This is a genomic window from Methanosarcina barkeri MS, assembly GCF_000970025.1.
Taxonomy (GTDB): Archaea; Halobacteriota; Methanosarcinia; order Methanosarcinales; family Methanosarcinaceae; genus Methanosarcina; species Methanosarcina barkeri.
On record NZ_CP009528.1, the window covers coordinates 504,624 to 525,413 of the forward strand.

11 protein-coding genes and 1 tRNA gene are annotated in these 20,790 nt (G+C 39.5%); 2 read left to right on the plus strand and 10 right to left on the minus strand.

Going from position 1 to position 20,790, the window contains the following annotated elements; genetic code table 11:
* The first annotated feature begins 911 nt into the window (after positions 1-911).
* Positions 912-4,376, plus strand: coding sequence for a PGF-pre-PGF domain-containing protein (locus MSBRM_RS02170; protein ID WP_048154376.1), 3,465 nt, complete (start codon positions 912-914; stop codon positions 4,374-4,376).
* A 227-nt stretch (positions 4,377-4,603) separates the two neighbouring features.
* Here the strand turns inward: MSBRM_RS02170 and MSBRM_RS02175 are convergent.
* Together MSBRM_RS02175 and MSBRM_RS02180 are read right to left on the minus strand one after the other, a co-directional pair.
* Positions 4,604-4,677 (minus strand) — tRNA-Val (locus MSBRM_RS02175).
* A gap of 172 nt (positions 4,678-4,849) precedes the next feature.
* Complete coding sequence (locus tag MSBRM_RS02180) at positions 4,850-5,842, minus strand: IS701 family transposase (protein ID WP_052712659.1); 993 nt, start codon at positions 5,840-5,842, stop codon at positions 4,850-4,852.
* Positions 5,843-6,137: 295 nt separating this feature from the next.
* Between MSBRM_RS02180 and MSBRM_RS02185 the strand changes: the two genes are divergently transcribed.
* Entirely contained in the window at positions 6,138-6,902 is a 765-nt protein-coding gene (locus MSBRM_RS02185) for an A24 family peptidase C-terminal domain-containing protein (RefSeq protein WP_048120183.1), read from the plus strand.
* A 222-nt stretch (positions 6,903-7,124) separates the two neighbouring features.
* On the opposite strand, the gene MSBRM_RS02190 is transcribed toward MSBRM_RS02185, so the two are convergent.
* The 8 genes from MSBRM_RS02190 to MSBRM_RS19115 form a co-directional block, all read right to left on the minus strand.
* On the minus strand, positions 7,125-8,045 hold the full coding sequence (locus MSBRM_RS02190) for a hypothetical protein (RefSeq protein WP_052712660.1): 921 nt from the start codon (positions 8,043-8,045) through the stop codon (positions 7,125-7,127).
* Positions 8,046-8,618: 573 nt separating this feature from the next.
* Entirely contained in the window at positions 8,619-9,206 is a 588-nt protein-coding gene (locus MSBRM_RS02195) for a cobalt-precorrin-7 (C(5))-methyltransferase (RefSeq protein WP_048120181.1), read from the minus strand.
* 28 nt (positions 9,207-9,234) lie between these two features.
* Positions 9,235-10,254 (minus strand): cobalt-precorrin-5B (C(1))-methyltransferase, encoded by a 1,020-nt coding sequence (locus MSBRM_RS02200; RefSeq protein ID WP_048120179.1) that lies wholly within the window; start codon positions 10,252-10,254, stop codon positions 9,235-9,237.
* A 702-nt stretch (positions 10,255-10,956) separates the two neighbouring features.
* Positions 10,957-13,020, minus strand: a complete 2,064-nt coding sequence (gene mutL / locus MSBRM_RS02205) for a DNA mismatch repair endonuclease MutL (RefSeq protein WP_048154379.1) — start codon at positions 13,018-13,020, stop codon at positions 10,957-10,959.
* A gap of 97 nt (positions 13,021-13,117) precedes the next feature.
* Entirely contained in the window at positions 13,118-15,820 is a 2,703-nt protein-coding gene (gene mutS / locus MSBRM_RS02210; RefSeq protein ID WP_048154380.1) for a DNA mismatch repair protein MutS, read from the minus strand.
* Between the two features lie 903 nt (positions 15,821-16,723).
* Positions 16,724-17,419: a DUF1129 domain-containing protein gene (locus MSBRM_RS02215; RefSeq protein ID WP_048154383.1), complete on the minus strand. Its 696-nt coding sequence runs from the start codon at positions 17,417-17,419 to the stop codon at positions 16,724-16,726.
* A 2-nt stretch (positions 17,420-17,421) separates the two neighbouring features.
* A complete protein-coding gene (locus tag MSBRM_RS02220; RefSeq protein ID WP_048120171.1) occupies positions 17,422-17,745 on the minus strand; it encodes a PadR family transcriptional regulator in 324 nt (107 codons plus the stop codon).
* Positions 17,746-18,437: 692 nt separating this feature from the next.
* Positions 18,438-20,474, minus strand: a complete 2,037-nt coding sequence (locus tag MSBRM_RS19115) for a PKD domain-containing protein (RefSeq protein WP_230669012.1) — start codon at positions 20,472-20,474, stop codon at positions 18,438-18,440.
* Positions 20,475-20,790 lie beyond the last annotated feature (316 nt).

Genomic DNA, 20,790 nt, shown 5'->3' on the forward strand with positions numbered 1-20,790 from the left:
GATGTCTGTATATACTAATTCCCCCTAACTATTCAGCCTATATAAAACAGAATCAATAACTATCTTTATAAAGATTCAATACGCAAATATCTATAAATCGATTTTCTTGACCTGTTAGCGATTGACTTCGTTTCTTTCTTTTTCATATGTTGTTTCTCTTATTCCTCGTATTCACTAGAATCAATATTATCAGACATGTTTTGATAGGCTGAATAGTTACAATATATTTAATAAATTATTTTACGTATAACATAAATTTATTCAATTTTTACTCAATTGTTATCCTACCCAACACAAACTAAAAGTTGTATGAAAGTTAACGACTAATTATTGACATGATGGAGACAAAAAATGAAACGTTTTAGAAAATCAAAGCTCACAAAACTGCAAGCAAAACCAGATATATCATATACTTTAATAAGGCTGCCTCAATCTGAATTGAATCACGTTGGAGAAACTGGATATATATTCAAAATTGAATACAACCGGCAAGCCTTTATACATAATTTCCCTCGATGAAGAATTTTATGGGAAGATTAATGTTATACAACCCAAAGAAATATCTGACCTTGAAGCAAAAGTTGAACAGATGGAAAAAACTCTATGCGTTCTAAGAATCAGAAAAAAGAACAAAATAAGTGGGCCCGCTGGAATTCGAATCCAGGACCTCCGCCGTGTGAAAGCTTTATTTCAGCTGTAAGTCCTGAAATTCAATTTTGTAAATATCATTGAGATTTCATGATCTTATTTTTACTCTTATCCTCTTTAATCCATTCTCCTGAACAAATATTCCCAGATTAAGGGAATATAAAGTCAAAAGTTATGAAAAGATTTAAAGGTTATCAATAAGTAATCTGTATTATTATATTTATTATGTTGAAAGAGAATGAAAGATAAGAAGGGGAAAATCAATGAAGAATAAGGGGAAGTTGTATTCGATACATTTATTTTCAATATTCTTTGTTTTCGTTTTTTTAATTTCCGTCTCATCTACGACACTGGCCGTTTCTACAGAAGGTGTAGAAAGCAAACTTACTATAACTGAAACTCAGATCACTACAAATAAGTCATTTCAGGATTCTCCTGCAATTCATGGCAACAGAATAGTATGGTCTGACAATCGTAATGGAGACTGGGATATTTACATGTACGATCTCTCTACTTCCAAAGAGACTAAAATCACCACCAATAACTCGGATAAGTACTCTCCTGCTATCTATGGTAATAGGATCGTTTGGCTGGATACCCGTCGGAGTGGAAACTGTGATATCTACATGTACGATATATCCACTTCCACAGAAACTTATATATCTAGCGCATCGTGGTGTCCTCCTGCAATCTACGGAGACAGAATAGTATGGCAGAATGACTCTCTTTTTGAATCAGGGATCTGTATGTATAATATCTCTACGTCCAAGATAATCCAGATCACAAACAGCTCACTGGCATCTACTCCTAGTATTTACGGTGATAGAATTGTTTGGATTGATATGCGCACTGGTGACTACAATATCTACATGAAAAATATCTCCACATCTAAGGAAGTTCAGATAACTACAAGTCGAACTGATAAAAAAGAATCAGCCATCTATGGTGATAGAATAGCGTGGAAGGAATATCGCAATGGGAATTGGAATATCTACATGTATAATCTCTCCACTTCTACTGAAACGCAGGTTACTACCAATAGGTCGCTTAAGTATGATAGTATTATTTCCAATGAAGACTTTGCTATCTATGACGATAGAATTGTTTGGAAAGATGATCGTGATGAAGATGAAAAGTATGATATCTACATGTACAACCTTTCAACTTCAAAGGAGGTTCAGATCACAACCAACAAATCAAATCAGATAAAACCCGATATCTTCGGCGATAGAATAGTGTGGGCAGATAATCGTAATGATAATTACGACCAGAGTACTAGAAATTATGATATCTATATGGCCACTATTTCAAACATCCCATTTGCTTCTTTCTCTGCAATTCCAACCTCTGGAATTGCACCATTGGAAGTTAGTTTTACTGATAATAGTACTGGATTATTCACTTCACGGAAATGGGATTTTGGAGATGGAATATCCTCTGTAGAAGAGAACCCTGTTCACATATACAATGAAGCAGGAAAATATGTTGTTAACTTAACAGTAAGTAACGGAAAAGACACTTCCTCAAGAACTCTAAAAATCGATGTGCAGGAAGCTGTAGCTCCTCCCAAAGTATATTTTAAAACAAATGTTACAAGTGGCTATGTTCCTTTTCCTGTTATGTTTACTGACCTTTCACAAAATGCAACAACAAGGGTATGGGATTTCAATAATGATAGTATAGTTGACTCTACAGAAAAAAATCCAGTTTATGTATATACAGTTCCAGGGACCTATACTGTTAACTTGACAGTAAGCAACACGAAAGGTGTTGCCTCAAAACAAACTAATGTAATAGCATCTCCTGCACAATGCGTAGATGGTCAATTAATTCTTACGGAAAGTCGGATTACCACTAATGAATCAATGCAAGCAAATCCTGATATTTATGGTGATAAAATTGTCTGGATGGATTGGCGTAGTGGATTAGATATTTACACGTATAATCTCTCTACTTTCAAAGAAACCCAAGTTATGAGCTATCTTGATTCAACCAAAGGAGATCCTCATATATATCGTGATAAAGTAGTGTATATAGATATGCGTAGTGGAAGAAATATCTACATGTACGACCTCTCTACTTCCAAAGAGACTCGAATCACAACTAATAACTCAGATCAGTACGGTCCTGATATCTACGGTGATAAGATAGTATGGGAAGACTATCGAAATGGAAATTGTGATATCTATATGTATAATCTTTCCACTTCCACGGAAACTCAGATCACTAATAATAAATCATCGCAGCAGCCTGCTATCTATGGGGACAGGATAGTTTGGCAGGACACTCGTAATGGAGAAAGCTGGGATAAGCATGGTAACCTCATTTCTTACTGGAATATCTACATGTATAATCTCTCCACTTATACTGAGACTCAAATTACTACGAGTGGATTAGCGCAGCACCCGGATATCTATGGTGACAGGATAGTATGGATGGATAAACGTAACGGAAATTGGGACATCTACATGTACGACCTTTCTACTTCCAAGGAAACCCAAATAACTAACAATGAATTAATTCAGCGATATCCCTCTATTTTTGGTAATAGAATAGTATGGGAGAGTTATCATGAAGATAATGAGGCGGAAGTTATTGAGCCCGATAATTACAATATCTATATGTTTGACATCTCCAGATTCAAAGAAACGAAAATAACCACAGTTGAATCTTATAAAGCTAGTCCTGCTATTTACGATGATAAAATAGTATGGACAGACTATCGTAACGAAAATCCCGATATCTACATGTGCACTATTTCGGAAAGAGAACTGGAATCAAAACTACCTGCAGCAAACTTTACAGTAAATCAGACAGGTGGATGCTCACCCCTTACAGTTCTCTTTACTGATACTTCAAAAAACTCAACATCTAGGAGTTGGGATGTTAACAGCGATGGAATCGAAGACTCAGATAAATCAAGCTTTGTTTATGTGTATGGTTCTGCAGGAACTTACGCGGCTAAACTGACTGCAATCAATGCAAATGGTACTGATACAAAAACTGCTCAGATAATTGTAGACAGAAAGAGCAGTGGTGGAACAGGTGGTGGCGGAGGAGGCAGTGTGTCTCCAGAACCTACAAAGAATATTGAAGTAAAGGAACTCTGCAAGGTTTTCATCACAAACGGCAATCCTATAAAGTTTGATTTCACAAATAATGCAACCTGTGTTGTATCTGTGAGCTTCGATGCTAAGAAGACCGTTGGAAAGACCACAACCATTGTTGAACAGTTAAAAAACAAATCCACGCTTACCTTTAACCTGACCGAAGGAGAGGTCTACAAGTACTTCAATGTCTGGATAGGAAACAGCGGGTTTGCAAGCTCAGATAACATAGAAAATCCCGCTATCTGTTTCAAAGTTGAAAAGTCTTGGATTCAAGATAATAAGATAAATCAGGCTTCTGTCCTACTAAACCGTTACAGCAACAAAACATGGGAACAACTAAAAGTCAACCTTTCAGGGGAAGACAGTGAGTACCTGTACTTTACAGCCAATGTTTCAGGGTATTCTTTCTTTGCAATTACAGGGAAACCATGTGCCTCTCCTGAAGAAACTGTAACTGAAATACAGTCTGACGATTTAGATAACTCTAAAAATAAGGTAAATCTAGGGTCAAAAATTAATACGGAACCCGAAGAGGAAAGGAAAACAGGCATTCCAGGTTTTGATATGGTTTATGGAATAGCCGGTTTGCTTGTCGTGTTCCTATATAGAAGGAGATAAAGCAGGTTAACTAGCAAAGTGATTGATCAAATCTGGTAAACAATGTGGATATACTGCTTGCCAGATTTAAAACTATTTTTTGACAAAAATTTTTCTGCAGTTCTGCTGAGTCAAAGTTTAAACATGGACCGCTAATATAATCCGAAAATTCGTCCTAGAAACAAGAGTTAAAGCACTATATAAGGAGACTCATAATGCCTCTAAATCAAAAAACAAGAATAATTAAGTGGGCCCGCTGGAATTCGAATCCAGGACCTCCGCCGTGTGAAGGCGACGTCATAACCGTCTAGACCACGAGCCCATATTGTTTTTGAAATCTAAAAAGGAATAAGCACCATAAAATAGAACTTCTTATGTATAAGCTTATCGCTTGTTAACGATGTTAGGGGCTGCCCCGATGCATTATGAAATTGTTAGGAGTTACGCAGTTGGCTCCTAGCATATTGTTTTTTCCAAACTTTCAAATATTTGAATTAATTTAACGTGTATTGGGGATTCCTTAAGTATTCTGTCACTGCCACTCTTCTAATTTTCATAGCACTTTCAAACCAGGATATTCCACTTTTGATTCTTTGTAATTCCAGTCTAAGAAAAGCTCTTAATGAGAACATTATATGTGCTCTTTGTGATTCTTCCTTTCTTGCCTGACATTTTTCGACACCACAGAACTGTTTTATTCCCCTATGATATTCCTCAATTCTCCATGACTTCTTTGCCAAATCTTCACGTTTTGCTTCATCCATCTCTTGCACATCTGTAACCCAGTGTTGCGTGTCTCCATTTTTTGAAACTATCCTAAACACCTTTACAAATCCATATGCTTTGAGGTGAACCACACGTCCTTTTGGAGGAATATCTACTGTTTCAAGTGGCACATTTCCCTTGTTGTCAGGATTTACCAAACGATTATTTTTCAATCTTGTAAGGAAATGCCACTCTTTCTGTCTAATGGCTTTAAGGTTTTTCACACTTGCATACCATGTATCAAATAAAACGAATTTGGGATTAAAACCACGTTCTTCGGCCTTGTCAAGCATATCACGGAAATGGTCATTCTTTGTTTTGTCGTCTACATCGATGTTATAAATTCGAAAATCGATAGGTATAACGGTTGTACCGTCAGTCCAAACTAAGGTAACCAGGCCTATTCCCTTTACAGTACGATGATGTTTTCCACTCCACATACGACGAACAAAAGCAATTTCTTCTGCGTATGGTTTATCTAATGTTGAATCATCAACAATTAGGTATCCTCCCTTAAGCTTGACATAACTTTTTACTTCCTCCCATAGTGCTTCCGTGTCTGGAGGTTGCCTTTGAAGGCAACGAGTAAAAGCATCATGAGAAGGAGCATTAGCTATGTCTGGATAACATCTAGCAGCTTCAGTACAGCTAAAAACGTTAGAAGCCGCAATGAGAAAATTAATGTAGTCAATGTCGGTACACTTAGGTGGATTTATGTCCATAACTCCGTACGTTTTTAGAGAAACACTAAGCCATAAGTATATTTATAAAGATATCAAGTTTTCGGCATTTTAACTGCGTAAGTCCTAATTGTTATTATATTTTACTCGGTCTGGATTTCAGCTTTTTTTGGTTATTTTATCAAGTCCTTTTCAGCCTTTTATCGCTCTGCTGATACTTTATATAGAGAGTGAAATCCTTAGTTGCTCTGCAGGAGATTTTCAATTACATAACCAATAAATTAAATAAGTAATAAATGTAAATAACTCTAAAAACTAATTTCATTGCAGGGTTGAAATGATAGAAATCCTTAAAATCTTCTTCAGTGTGCCCTTTTTACTGTACTCGTGTTATTCTGACCTTAACTCCCGCAGGGTCTCAAATAAGGTCTGGAAATACATGCTCGCATCGGGTTCAGGGTTTGTTTTTTATGAAATTCTTACAGACGGACTTTCCTACCTTATGCCTCTTCTTTTATCAGGAGTTCTCGTTTTTACGGCCGTATATCTCCTTTTCCAGTTTGGGGCTTTTGGAGGTGGGGATGCAAAGGGGTTGATCGTGCTTTCCATCCTTTTTCCTTCTTATCCGGTGTTTAGCTTTTCTGAAAAAATATATCCTCTGCTAGGGGTTCCACAGATAGGACTTTTCACTTTTACGGTACTGGGAAATGCCCTCCTGATGACAATACTTGTTCCCCTCGGGATGTTCGGCTATAATCTCCTTCATTTTTCGCCTGAGATGATCAAAAATCCGCTTTACATGTTTATAGGATACCGGACAGAGATTTCTTCTCTGAAGTACAAGAAACACCTTGGCCTGCTTGAAAAATTTGAGCTTGATGAAAGTGGAAGCCTCAAAAAAACATTTTCCCGTACAGGCCTCAACTTCGATGCGGACCAGAAACCGGAACTTGAGGAATATCTGAAAAAAGGTTTGATTGAGAAAGATATCTGGGTTACTCCCGGCCTGCCGTTCATGCTTTCAATTACAGCAGGCTTTATTACTGCTGTTGTTTTTGGGGATTTGATCTTTTATGCGGTCATGCGCCTCATTGTAAATTAAACCTCATGGTGTATTTTGATAAAATTGAAAACTTTGATGTTTTGAAAACACATATTATTAAGTAAGTGGTAACCTAGTAGACATCTCTACTCCTCTCGATTCTTGTTTAATCGAGGGGGTAACGAAAATAACCCCTTGAGAGGAAAATTATTTTTTACGTTTAGATATCTAACTATTTACAAAGTGTCTTGTGATAAAGGATGGTCAGGCTTTGGAATAAAACTAATTATCACCTCGCCCTTCTATGACATCAATGATACGCTGGCCGATCAGTGGAGCGGCGGTAGCAGCAAAAGTGGGATTAGGGTGAGAATCCGAAGTTGATGCGGCATTTTCCGGCAAGAGGTATAGCCCGCCTCCGGTTTGCAGGTCGTGGAAATCCCAGATATAGATATTATCGCCAGGTTCATCCCAAGTTGTTTTGACCCAGTTCGCAAAGTCTCTTGATCTCTTTGCTTCTTCGGCATTGGTTGCACTTTCGACTAAAGCCGGACCGGTCCAAACGATGAAGCGGTTATTCGGAAACTCATGCATCTTTGCTTTCAGGGCTTTGTATTGCAGCTTATAATTCTCTTCACTTTTGACACTGGAAGTTATATCCGGAGAACCGGTGTCGGCAACAACGCTGCTGACCGGAAAACAGTGCTTCCAAACGATAACGTCATAAGTCTGAGTCAGTATCTCTAAGGTCGGTTCTGTCTTATAGACAGAAGCACCAGCATGATTTACCCAGATGTTCCAATAATCGTAAGGATAGTTATTCCATCCATAGGGGTGTGATTTTGGAAATTCCATTTGTGTTATACTGTAGTTTGTGCCGTGATTAGTGTTGTAATTTGCAATAGTAGTGTCTACCCCACCGTCCCAGATGACTCCACCGGTGCTGTGATGTAGATAAATGACCTTTGCTGAACTCGACATCGATTCGGCATTTTCATTTTTCACGGCTGTAATATTGTTGTCTGTGTCAGTTACGTTCGTTGTTGTAGTCGCGTTATGTGCAAATACTACTAACTGTTCATTTTCACTGGCGCTTGAATTATCCGTATCCGAGTTTGAACTACACCCCGATGTAGAGATAAATAAAATAGCAGTTAGCAATCCTATATATTTAATTCCAGAAATTTTACTGGTAAGGCTCATGACAATCCCCCAGGCAATTACTTATTATTCTTTTATAAGATGACGTTACTGTCGGTAAAAGTGAATTTGCTCACAACTTACTTAAATTCATTGTTATGTTTACTACAATAAGAACGTTGCCTTACCATTCAACTATACAAAAATAGTAAAGGATTTTATTAGTGAAAAGTAATAATGTTTTTTAAGAATTAATAGGAACCTATATTCGGCAGGTCGACATTTCATTTTTGATGATTTTTAATGATGGCGATTTTGGAATGATATTTCCTTATTGTGTGTAGTTATTATGTTTACATATGATCTAAACATAATCTCCCATACTAAACTTTAATGGAAAAATGATTCAGTGTTTATATGTGTCGTGGTCGTTAAGCTACACGTTAACCAGTTTTAAATCTAATGTAAATTAATTAAATGTTTAAAAACGATATCAAAAAAAATATTTAAATTCCTTATATCGACCTGCCGAATCCAGGATAGGAATGTTTTCTTAAGAATTAATAGCAATGTTTTCTAAGAATTAATAGCGACATTTCTTATATAACATCGCTACTCTGTCTACTTTTCAAAGAATTACCTTTTTTGTACGACAAGCAGTCCGTAAAGAATCGTTCCCGGAACCGGCGGATTTTCAGGCGTGCCTTTTGCAATTCTTTCTTCAGGATAACCAAGGTTTTCGCAGGTATAAAGTTCAGCTTCAATACCCAGCTCTTTAAGAATTTCTGCGACCTCAGGTGAGCCAAAGTTTTCTTCCGGCAGCAGGAAGATATTTCTTCCGTTCTTTAACTCCCGGATCAACTCGGCTTTTGCAGGTTCCGAGTCCCTGCCGTGGGCTGTGATTGCGCAGAGGTTGGTCAGGTTTACTTTTGTACGTGCACAGGCCACCTGTATTGAAGAAATCCCAGGTATAACGGTGTCTTTCTCCCTTGCGAATTTTCCGAGCCCTGAAAACATGGGATCGCCTGTAGACAGGACGACTGCATCGGCTGGCAAGAGATGAAGTGATTTATAGTCCTTGATCGGTTTTGCTTCGCATGTGATATATTCCTGTGCAATCTCAATAGCTCTTTTTGCACCATAAACCACAGAAGCTTTCCTTATAGCCTTTATTCCTTCTTCCGTAAGCATTCCGGGCCCGACTCCGACTCCTACGACGATCATTATTTTTCTTCCCCTTTTCCTGTTTTTATTAACTCTTATTCTTACTGTCCATCAGTACCGACCCATCTCTGTCGATTACCACAATTCTTGCACCTTTTCCTTTCTCGATTGCCATCTCGAAGGCTTCTTTCAGGCGCACATGTTCAGGTTCTTTTTTAAGCATCTCGACAACGGTTGCATATCCGCTGCCTTCAAGCATCTTGGGATTTCCCCATTTAAGGACAAGGCCTGGAAGCCCGCAAATAATTATATCGCCAGAAGCATAATCAAGCCCTTCCGAGATCCTGCTTCCGACCATAACAACTGTATAATCTGGAAAAAGCATGTGGGAATAGCGCATTCCTATCCGGCCTGTAGTCAGTACCACTCTGTCCGTGCAGCGGATCAGGTCTCCTCTCGTCTCTCCCAGATGGTCGTTCCATGGCTCAACAAAACCTGTGCTCCCAAGTACGGAAATTCCGCCTTCAACCCCTATCCTGCTGTTCAGGGTTTTTTTTCCGATCTTCTCTCCATCTGGAATTGAGATTGTAACCTCGGCTCCTTTCAGGCCCAGTTCTTCTATAGCTTCCTGTACTGCAGCCCTTATTTGTTCCATCGGTTTTGGGTTAATAGCTGGCTGGCCTTTCGGAACCTGTAGCCCGTCCCTTCTGACGATTCCTATACCTTTTCCTCCTAAGATTCGGATTCCTTCAGTTTCCTTTGCTTCTCCCACAAATTCAAGCCCTCGGGTAATATCAGATTCGTGGTCGTTTTGAATCTTTTTCACAACTGCGCGCCCCTGCGAGGCTTCACTGACCTCCATCTGGGCTCTCAGTCCCACAGGCGTCGGGACGGATACGTTATCAACCGTTTTCTTGAGGGAAAGGACTGCGGCTTTTGCAGCAGCACTTGCTGTAGTTCCTGTAGTATATCCTCGTTTGAGGATAGACCCATCACTCAGAACCACAAGCATCCCGGATGCTACTTTTGTTTCAAGTTCTTCCCTGGGAAGCCCTGTGCGGGCAATCCAGTCTTCAGGGATCTTGAAATTGTTAACAGGATCTATCATGGAAGAATACTCGGAGGTTTTTTATTATAAATGTATTGACATGGAAATCGGAAAGGAACCTGATTGGTTTTGGATAAGCTTTGCCTTCTTTTCTGGTTTTACTGCATATGATAAAAGTAACTGACATCAAATGTATATTAAAAAGATAGAAAAGAGGTGGCATCATTCCAGGAGTGGGGATTTATTTTTTGGAAATGGGGTTTTGTTTTTTGGAAATGGGGTTTTGTTTTTTGGAAATGGGTTTTTATCCTGGAGTCTGGAACGATTGGGGATTCGTTCCTTCTTTAGGGTGTTGGGGTTGGTGTGTGAAAAATAACCTTAGGAATGATGCCTGTTTCAGATGCCGGCACTTGCCTGGCACAACTACTACATCTTAAGTTCTATTATATAAATGTATAGGAAACTAAGGATGATCTTTCAATATAGAAGTATATCGATTGATTATGGACATGTCAATTATGTATTCCATAATATTTCCATATAATCCTCATATTTTGGTCTCTCAACTGCATTTTCTAACTTCGCTGAAACAAACTTCTCTTTGGAGTATATACTCATTCAACTTTAAAATAATAGTGTATAAGAGGGAAGGCGCTACTGGACTTTATTCCGGAAATCCGGGGTAAATTAAAGTCCAGGAAATATTAAACTCCAATAGATGAATAAAAACCTGACTGTTATTTTTTCAGGTTACAGACCTTTTTACTGGATTCTTGCAAACATGCGGTCCAGTTCCCCTTTCGTAAATGTGATCACAGTGGGCCTGCCGTGTGGACAGGAGTAAGGATTTTCAGCTTTCTTAAGCTGCTCTATTAGCTCTTCCATCTGTCTGAGACTGCAGGCAGCTCCACCTTTAATTGCAGCTCTGCATGCGAGGGTCTTGCAGATCTTTTCTGAAATTCCTGTATCTTTTTTAACTTTTCCTGAAGCTAAAAGGTCCGAAACTATGTCGTGGATAACCTCGGGGTCTTCAAGCCGTCCGAAGATCTCAGGTACGAAGGTGACTACGTATGTATTGTCCCCAAATTCTGAAATCCCGAAACCGAAATCTTCCAGATAAGGAATATACTCTTCCATAAGCACTTTCTCTTTAGGTGTAAGGTCTATGGTTACAGGTGTGATCAACTCCTGCACTCTGGACTTTTTCATTTTCAAGACCTGCTCATAAAGAATTCTCTCGTGAGCAGCATGCTGGTCGATAAGCACAAGATCTTCTCCCCTTTCGGCAAGGATATAAAGCTTAGATACCTGCCCTATAATTCTCAGGTTTTCAAAAGAATCCGTGTTCGATTTTTGTATCGGCTTTTGCATCTTTTCGGCATTTATAACCTCAAATTTCTTTTCTTCTGAACCTGTTTTTTCAATTTCATTCTCTTGAATACCTGTTATTCTCTTTTTACTTTCTCCTTCTTTCTCTCTTTCCTGCTCGATTTTATTATCCAGCTTTTTATCACCTGTTTCCTGCGTTCCTCCCTCTGCAGTAAAGTCCAGAAGGCGCTTGGAACGTTTTAGCCTCCTCTCGGTATCTTTTACCGGATAAACGTAGGTCTCAGCCTTATTTCTCGGGGCCCTGCCCTTTTCAGTAAGACCGGTCTCCAGAATCCCTGTGTCCTTTCCAGCTTCCTTCCTTCCAAAAATTTCCGCAGCTTCGGAGACCTGCAATCGATCTGAAAAACCTGAAACATCGAAAGTTTTCTGAAAAGCTCTGTCTTTTTTTCCCCGAATTTCAGGAGCCAGAGCATTTTTAGAGAGTACTTTTTCTATTGCAAATGTGACTGCATCCCCAAGCTCTTTCTCCCGGCTGAAACGCACTTCGGCTTTTCGGGGGTGTACATTAACGTCTACTTCTCCAGGATCGACAATAAGAGAGAGCACTGCCACAGGATAGCGCTCTTTTGGAATTTTGGTATAGTATCCTTCGCGAATAGCTTTATTGATGGCTCTTGAGGTTACAGGGCGGGTATTTACAAACAGGAAAATTTGGTCGCTTTCTCTTCGAGTGGTTTCAGGCTTTGAGATGTACCCAAAGATTTCAAAATCTTCTGTCCTATACTCCAGGGGGAGCATTGAACGAGCTGTATCCGGGCCCAGAAGATTTACAATACTTTTGAAAGACTCACTTGAGCCCGCATTTCTTATGACTGGCTTTCCTTCACTGAGCAGAGTAAAGGAAATATGCGGATTTGCCAGAGCAAGCTGCGTTACCGTCTCTGTAATATGGGCAAGCTCGGTACGGTCACTTTTGAGGTATTTCTGCCTTGCCGGAGTATTGTAAAACAGGTCTTTTACATGCACAGACGTACCTGGGGCCGTACCCGCATCCGAAGTTTCCAGAACTTTTCCTCCATTGATTACTATTCTGGTACCTGTAATTTCTTCCGGAGGCCGGGTAAGTATCTCCACCTTTGCAACCGCTGTAATAGACGAAAGAGCCTCTCCCCTGAAGCCCATTGTAAAAATAGTATCGAGATCTTCAATCCGTGTGAGCTTGCTAGTTGCATGCTTTTTATATGCAAGCAAGGCATCTTCCCTGTCCATTCCGCACCCGTTGTCCCGGACAAGAATGGAGCGTTTTCCACCTTTTTCTACTTCGATGCGGATGTCTATAGCTCCTGCATCGATTGAGTTGTCTATCAGCTCTTTTACTACGGATGCAGGGCGTTCAATTACTTCTCCGGCCGCGATTTTGTTTATCGTATCTTTATCAAGGAGCCGAATTTTATTTCCCTTATCTTTTTTCTTCCCTTCAATATGTTCTTCCATCATTCCTTTACTCCGTCCAGACCAGAAAAATATTCATTGGACATACTTTACTCGACCTTTAATCCAACAATTAATTGATCCTTAATCGACCTTAGCCCAGTCAATCCAGCAGCCTTTTGAGCTCATGAAGCTTGTTCAGGGCTTCTATTGGCGTCATTTCTTCCACATTCAGTTTTCGAAGAGCTGTTTCTAAGGGGCTGGGCCTGTTTACCTTTGCTGCATTTCCGCCGCTGTCTCCAGGGTCAAAAAGCATCATCTGGGTATAACGCGCTGTAGCCTTGCTTTTTCTCTTTTTCCCGTTCTTGCCGTCTTCAACCTCTTCGAGCACGTTCTCTCTTTCGAGTTCTTTAAGAATTTCATTTGCCCTTTCTATTACTTTTTCCGGAACGCCTGCAAGTCTTGCAACCTGGATTCCATAACTCCTGTCTGTTGCACCCGGCACGATCTTTCGCAGGAAAACTAACTCATGACCTTCTTCTTTTACTGCAACATGATAATTTTTGACCCTTTTTAATTTCTCTTCAAGGGCTGTGAGCTGGTGGTAATGAGTTGCAAATAGAGCCCTTACTCCCACTTTCCCCCGGTTATGCAGGAATTCCACAACAGCTTTTGCAATGCTGTACCCATCATAGGTACTTGTTCCCCTGCCGATCTCATCAAGAAGCACAAGACTTCTTGGACTTGCATTATTCAGGATATTTGCAAGCTCAACCATTTCTACCATAAAGGTACTCTGCCCGCTTGCAAGGTCGTCAAATGCCCCAATTCTTGTAAATACCTGATCAATAATCCCTATTGAAGCATAGGATGCAGGAACAAAAGAACCAACCTGAGCCATAATAGCTATAAGGGCAGTCTGACGCATGTAAGTGGACTTGCCTGCCATATTCGGGCCTGTTACTAGCAAAAACTGGTTTTCCTTGCAGTCCATTTCGGTATCGTTCGGGACAAAGCCACCATGTACGGTGTTTTCAACTACCGGATGCCTCCCATCCCGGATAAGGATCTTGCAGTCATCAGTAAGCTGGGGCCTGATATAATTGTTATTTTCTGCTACTTCAGCCAGATTCGCAAGGACGTCAAGCGTGCCTATTCTTTCGGCAGTTTCTTGAAGTTCTCTTGAATGGGCTGAAAGGGTCTGCACAATTTCTGTAAAGATTTCGTACTCGAGAGCTATAGCTTTTTCATTGGCTGTCAGGATAAGGCTTTCTTTTTCCTTGAGTTCAGGGGTAAAAAAGCGCTCGGCATTTGCCATGGTTTGTTTTCTGATATAATCGTCAGGCACCTGACTGCTGTTGGCATTTGTTACTTCTATATAATACCCAAAAACTTTATTATATCCCACTTTCAGGGACTTTATGCCGCTTCTTTCTCTTTCCTTCTGCTGAAAATTTGCAATCCACTGCCTGCTGTTACTTGCAATATCCTTGAGTTCATCGAGTTCTGTATTGTATCCAGACTTTATCATGCCTCCTTCCCGAACTGAGATCGGAGGCTCATCAACGATCGCTCTATCTATCATTTCAGCCAGATTTTCAAGTTCGGAAAACGATGCAAGTCCGACTGCAATATCATTTAAAATTGTGGATTCAATGTTTTCTAGAAGGGAATCCCGGACAGGAGTCAGAGCTTCAAGGGATTTTTTCAGGGCTACAAGGTCTCTTGCATTTGAATTCCCATATACTACCCTGCCTACAAGACGTTCTATATCCCTGACATCTGAAAGCCAGTTCCGGAGATCATAACGGAGCAGAGGCTTTGCTGTCAGTTCTTCGACAGCATCTAGCCGATGGTTGATTTTTTCTACGGAAAGCAAAGGTTTCAAAAGCCACTTTTTAAGGGTACGGCTTCCCATCGGCGTTTTCGTACTATTCAGAATGCGGTAAAGGGAATTTTCGTCCCCTTCATCTCGCACGTTTTTTACAATTTCGAGATTACGCAGGGTGACGGAATCAAGGATCATAAATTCGGAATTTGAGTAGGTTCTCAGGGTATTGATATGGGTAAGCTCCCGCATCTGCGTAGTCTGTGCATATTCCAGGGCAGCCCAGGCCGAATACACTGCAAAATCCAGGTTCTCACAGCCCATGCCCTCAAGGGTTGCAACCCTGAAATGTTTTTTCAACCTTTCTCCAGCTTCCTTTGATCCTGAAATATCGGGGGCAAATTCCTCCACAATCGTTTGGGCTCTCAGCCGCTCGGCAAGGGCGGTGTTTTCATACAGGGACGAAGGCAGAATGCATTCTGAAGGCCGCATGCGAGCAAGCTCGCTTAGAAGCTTTTCAAAATTTTCTGAGTCTCTGAATTGTGTTGTAAGGAATTCACCAGTAGAAATGTCGAGAAACGACACCCCAATTTCGAATTCGTTTTCAGCATTTTTCCCGGGCTTTCCTATTTCTCTCCCAGCAACTGCCATGAGGTAATTGTTTGAGGCATCTGAAAACATGGAAGAATCAATTGCCGTACCTGGCGTGACAACCCTGACAACACCTCTTTTTACAATTCCCTTTGCCTTTTTCGGGTCTTCAAGCTGTTCGCAAATTGCCACTTTATACCCTTTAGTTATAAGCCTCGGTAGATAGGTGTCAATTGCATGGTAGGGTATTCCTGCAAGCGGCATTCTCTCTCCTGATTTGTCTTTGCCACGAGCTGTAAGCGTGATCTCGAGTTCTTTTGCAATAGTTTTTGCGTCTTCTCCAAAAGATTCGTAGAAGTCTCCCATACGGAAGAAGATAAGTGTGTCAGGATATGCCTGCTTGGCTTCGTAGTACTGGCGCATTGCAGGGGTCATCATTTCAGTCATTTTTTACTCACTGTCGGCCTTGAATTATTCTGTTAATACAATTAAGAAAATAAAATTGGGATTTTTATTGGAAATTTCGGTATCTCAGAATTCCTCAGATGCTGGGTAATGTCTGTATTAGGATTCCATAAATACTGGCTAATACCTTTAGATATTAATTAGTAGATACAACATCTTTATTAAAATCATCCTTCTTATATATATTTAACAATTCGATATTGAAAGCCGTTTTGAAGGAGGGATTGTTCTGGACCAGGAAAAACTTATCGAAGTTTGCCCTGTCTGCGGAAATGCAGATTTATATTATGAAGTTGGCGGGTATGCAGGTTCGGTTTACCACTGCAAAGAATGCGGGTATGTAGGAGCTTTTGTTATTGAAGCTAATGAAGAAATGATCGAGAAAATCCGGGAAAAGTACAGGCGTGAAAGAATGAGTCTAAGTAATAAAGAAAGCGAAAGTGAATGAAAGTAAATGAAATAATAAACTACCAATTAGACAAATATATTTTTGCACATGTAGTTGACTCTGTTCCAAAATCTAGTGATTTTTGCATTTCTTGATTGAAAATCTGAATCCGTAAGAAGAGTCAGGTTTTCATCAAAATCAATATTCGACATCTAAAGACTTCAATCCCAAAATTGTATTTCAAGGGTGGGGACCAATTACAAAATCGAGTGATTTTTTATTTTATGTCCATAACTGGATTTTGATACTGAATCTATAGTTTACGGGTTTATTAAATATTTTTGGGAACAACTTTTTTAGTTGTGTTTGGTGTTGCGAGAATAACGATGAGCTCTTCATAGATGAAGAAAGCAATAACATGGGAGATATGTATGCAAAAAAGCGGTAAGCTGCCATTCACCACCTTCTCATCATGTTAAGCTCAACCATAAATTGCTTTACGTTATGATGAGTTCTTGAAGAAGTTTATGCGCAATATATAGCCCTAAGATAAATACACATGCAGTAAATATATTAACTGTAAAGAGTGTTTGCCTGCCAACCCATGCAATTATTAAAAAGACAGCCATTAGGCCTCCGCCTATAGCTCCACCTATTATGAACTTTTTTATCTTACTTTGATTATGCTTTTTTTCTGGCTTTAGTAAATTTTTGCCAATAACATGAACAATAAGAAAAACAGTTGCAATGATAATAACATAGGATAACAAATCACCGCCAGAAATAGAAATCTGAAAATTCAACTGTTGACCTGTTACTGCATTATAAATTAATTTCATCGTTTCTTTGGAAATGACAATATGGATTACTCCAAGAATGAATGTGGACAAAAGAAGTGTATCAATAAGATCCAGGACTCTCTCTTTTTGGTTTTTCTGTGGTAGTGCGGCTATTACCTCATCACAGAAATATTTATAGTCTTCACCGATCAGTGTATTAATATCTTCGCCACGTTCTTGAGCGGACAGGACCATTTGTAGCAAATCCTGCCTTACAACTTCCTGATCATGCTCTGAAATGTTTGCAAGGCGCAGGTAGCATACCATGTCGGTCATGACAACATTGTTTTCTTTGGTTAACCGCTTATCCAGCTCATTATTTTCTTGATTCAGTATTTTTGTCTCAGTCTTCATCATCATTCCCCGCCATGAAATAATTGATTTACAGCATGATTGAGCTCTTGCCAGTTATTTACGAATGTCTCCAATTCTTTTTCTCCCGCTTGTGTGATGGAAAAATATTTGCGTTTTGGCCCAAGAGCCGACTCACGATATTTTGCCTTTATGAGATCGTTCTTTTCAAGGCGTAGTAGGAGCGGATAAATCGTGCCTTCTGAAATACCTGAAAAGCCATATTTCTTCAATTGCTGTGAAATTTCATAGCCGTAAGTTTCTTTACTGCTAATTATTTTTAATATACAGCTTTCCAATATTCCTTTGAGCATTTGCGATGGTATCAATATGCTGCACCTCTTTTCGCACACTACATTTCATAGCAATATAATATCTATCTTGCAATACAAGGTAGTTGTATTAGCAATATAAGTGTATCGGTATATTGCTAATTAATTCGTGATCATGCCGGTTTTTGTTGAAAGCATGGTTTACTCTGTTTTGTAAGTACCTTGTAAACTCTGGCAAAAGTCAAGGCAAATCATATAATGTCCCTACCAAAAGTAACCAATGATGAAATAACACATGTAATGCATCCAAGCTCAAGAAGCAACATGTCAAAATAAAAGTCGGTTTTCCGTGATTTTAACGAGCCATAGTCATCCACAACAGCTTGATTACAATTAGGATTTACGCAGTTGAACTGAAAAAGCAAGAACATTATACTGTTAACTGTTTAAAATGTGACTTTAATCCATAATGTTTGCTGTAATTGATTTTGTTCCTCAAGTGCGTAAGTCCTAACAATCTATCATTAACATAAAAGGTATAGTAACTAGGACTTACGCACTTGAATTTCCATAAGATTTACGCAGTTGAACTGAAAAATCAACAGCATCAGACCATTAACTGTCTAAAATGTGACTTTAATCCACAGTTTTTGCCGTAATTGATTTTTTTCTTCAAGTGCGTAAGTCCTATTATAATATGAGTAAACTCAAAAACCCCAGGAGGTTTACAACCGTTTTCAAAGTAGCAGTCACTTTGCCACTTTTATATATTTCCATTTTAATTTTGTACTACTTCCTGCTGCATTTGTTGCTGTGAGTTTAACCGTGTAAGTTCCGGCAGATGAATATGTGTGTGTTGGACTCTTTTCTGTTGAATATTTACCATCTCCGAAATCCCATTTCCATGAGGTTGGCGATCCTTTGCTTGTCTCCGTAAATTTTACCTTTAGCGGAGCTTTTCCTGATAATGGCCAGCCCCAGAAATCTGCAGTTGGAGCTTGCGAAGTTCCTGTCACGGTTATATACTTTGATTTTGTTGCTGTGTTGATGCCTACAGCATTGGTTACTTTAAGGGTTACTGTGTACTTTCCTGCTTTTGAATACTTATGAGTTGGATTCTGGTGGAATGACTTTGTTCCATCTCCAAAATCCCATTTCCATTTCGTTGGTGATCCGGTACTTTTGTCAGTAAATTTAACGTTTAATGGTATTCTTCCTGAGGTTGGAGATGCAGAGAAGGCAGCAACGGGTTTTGATGTCACGGTTATATACTTTGATTTTGTTGCTGTGTTGATGCCTGCCGCATTGGTTACTTTAAGGGTTACTGTGTATTTGCCGGCTTTTGAATACTTATGCGTTGGATTCTGGTGGAATGACTTTGTTCCATCTCCGAAATCCCATTTCCATTTCGTTGGTGATCCGGTACTTTTATCCGTAAATTTAACGTTTAATGGTGATTTTCCTGAGGTCGGAGATGCAGAGAAGGCAGCAACGGGTTTTGATGTCACGGTTATATACTTTGATTTTGTTGCTGTGTTAATGCCTGCTGCATTGGTTACTGTAAGTTTAACAGTATAAACTCCTGCTTTTGAATACTTATGCGTTGGATTCTGGTGGAATGACTTTGATCCATCTCCAAAATCCCATTTCCATTTAGTGGGTGTTCCTGTACTTGTGTCGGTAAATTTAACGTTTAATGGAACTCTTCCGGAAGTAGGAGATACAGAAAATGCAGCAACGGGTTTTGTTACAACTTTTATAGAATCTGCTTTTGTTACTGTGTTGCTGCCTGCAGAATTTGTTACTGTAAGTTTAACAGTATAAACTCCTACTTTGGAATACTTATGCGTTGGATTCTGTTTGGTTGAAGTTGTTCCGTCTCTAAAATCCCATTTCCATTTCGTTGGTGTTCCGGTACTTTTGTCAGTAAACTGCACTTTCATTGGGGCTTTTCCTGAGGTTGGAGATGCAGAGAAGGCAGCAGTTGGCAGGTTTGAACTGGTGAGAGTACCCATGTAGACATTGGGTTTTTCATTTTCCCAATCCGACCACACTATCTTATCACCATACAAATCAAATCCTAGACTAATTGATGTATTATTAGTATGAGTTTCCTCTTGAGTTGAGAGGTTATACATGTAAAATCGGTCACCCAGCCAAACTATCCTGTCCTTGGAGATTGCAGGACCATAATAAAATTTTGATCCGTTGGCAATTTGAGTTTCCTTCTTAGTGGAAAGATCATACATGTAGATCTCGGAGTGGTAATCTTCATCATCTCCCATGCGCCAATCTGCCCACACTATAATGTTATTGTCAATATCAGGACTGAATGCTGAATCGCTGCTGGAAATCCGAGTTACCTTCTGAGTGGAGAGATCGTACATTATGATCTTACCCGGGCGTCCCTCCAGATGAGATGTATACACTATTATGTTACCGAAAAAAGCAAACTGATATATTGGCATATCGTCGATATGAGTTTCCTTCTGAGTGGAGATATCATAAATGCAATAATCATATGTGCCACCATACAGTATCCTGTTCCCGGAGATACACGGCCCGAAGGAAAAGTAACCAAAAAATATTGTTCTATTGGTTATCCGAGTCTCTTTGTGAGTGGAGAGATCGTACATGTATACATCAGATTCTTCCTCGTAAGAGTTATCATCTCGGTACCCATTATGCCAGTCCCGCCATACTATCCTGTCACCATATATAGAAGGACCCCATGCTGATCCACTGGTAGTAATTTGAGTTTCCTTCTGAGTGGAGATATTGTACATGTAAATATTGAAGGGTCCGTCATCCCGGTTCCCATTACGCTAGTCCGTCCATACTATTCTGTCACCATATATGGAAGGAACCCCTGCTGATCCACTGGTGGTTATCTGAGTTTCATTGATAGTGAGCGAAGCGCCTGGCTCAGTAGTTGCGGATGCCGTAGATGAAACCAGAATTAAAAATAAAATCAGAACTGCTGATGCTAAGGCCACTGAATACGATTTTTTGTTAATTTTCACCTATCCTACTCCTTAATCTTTAATTTATTTTTCATATAAAAAATGTTAATAATTTAGATATATACATTTTTAAACTTTG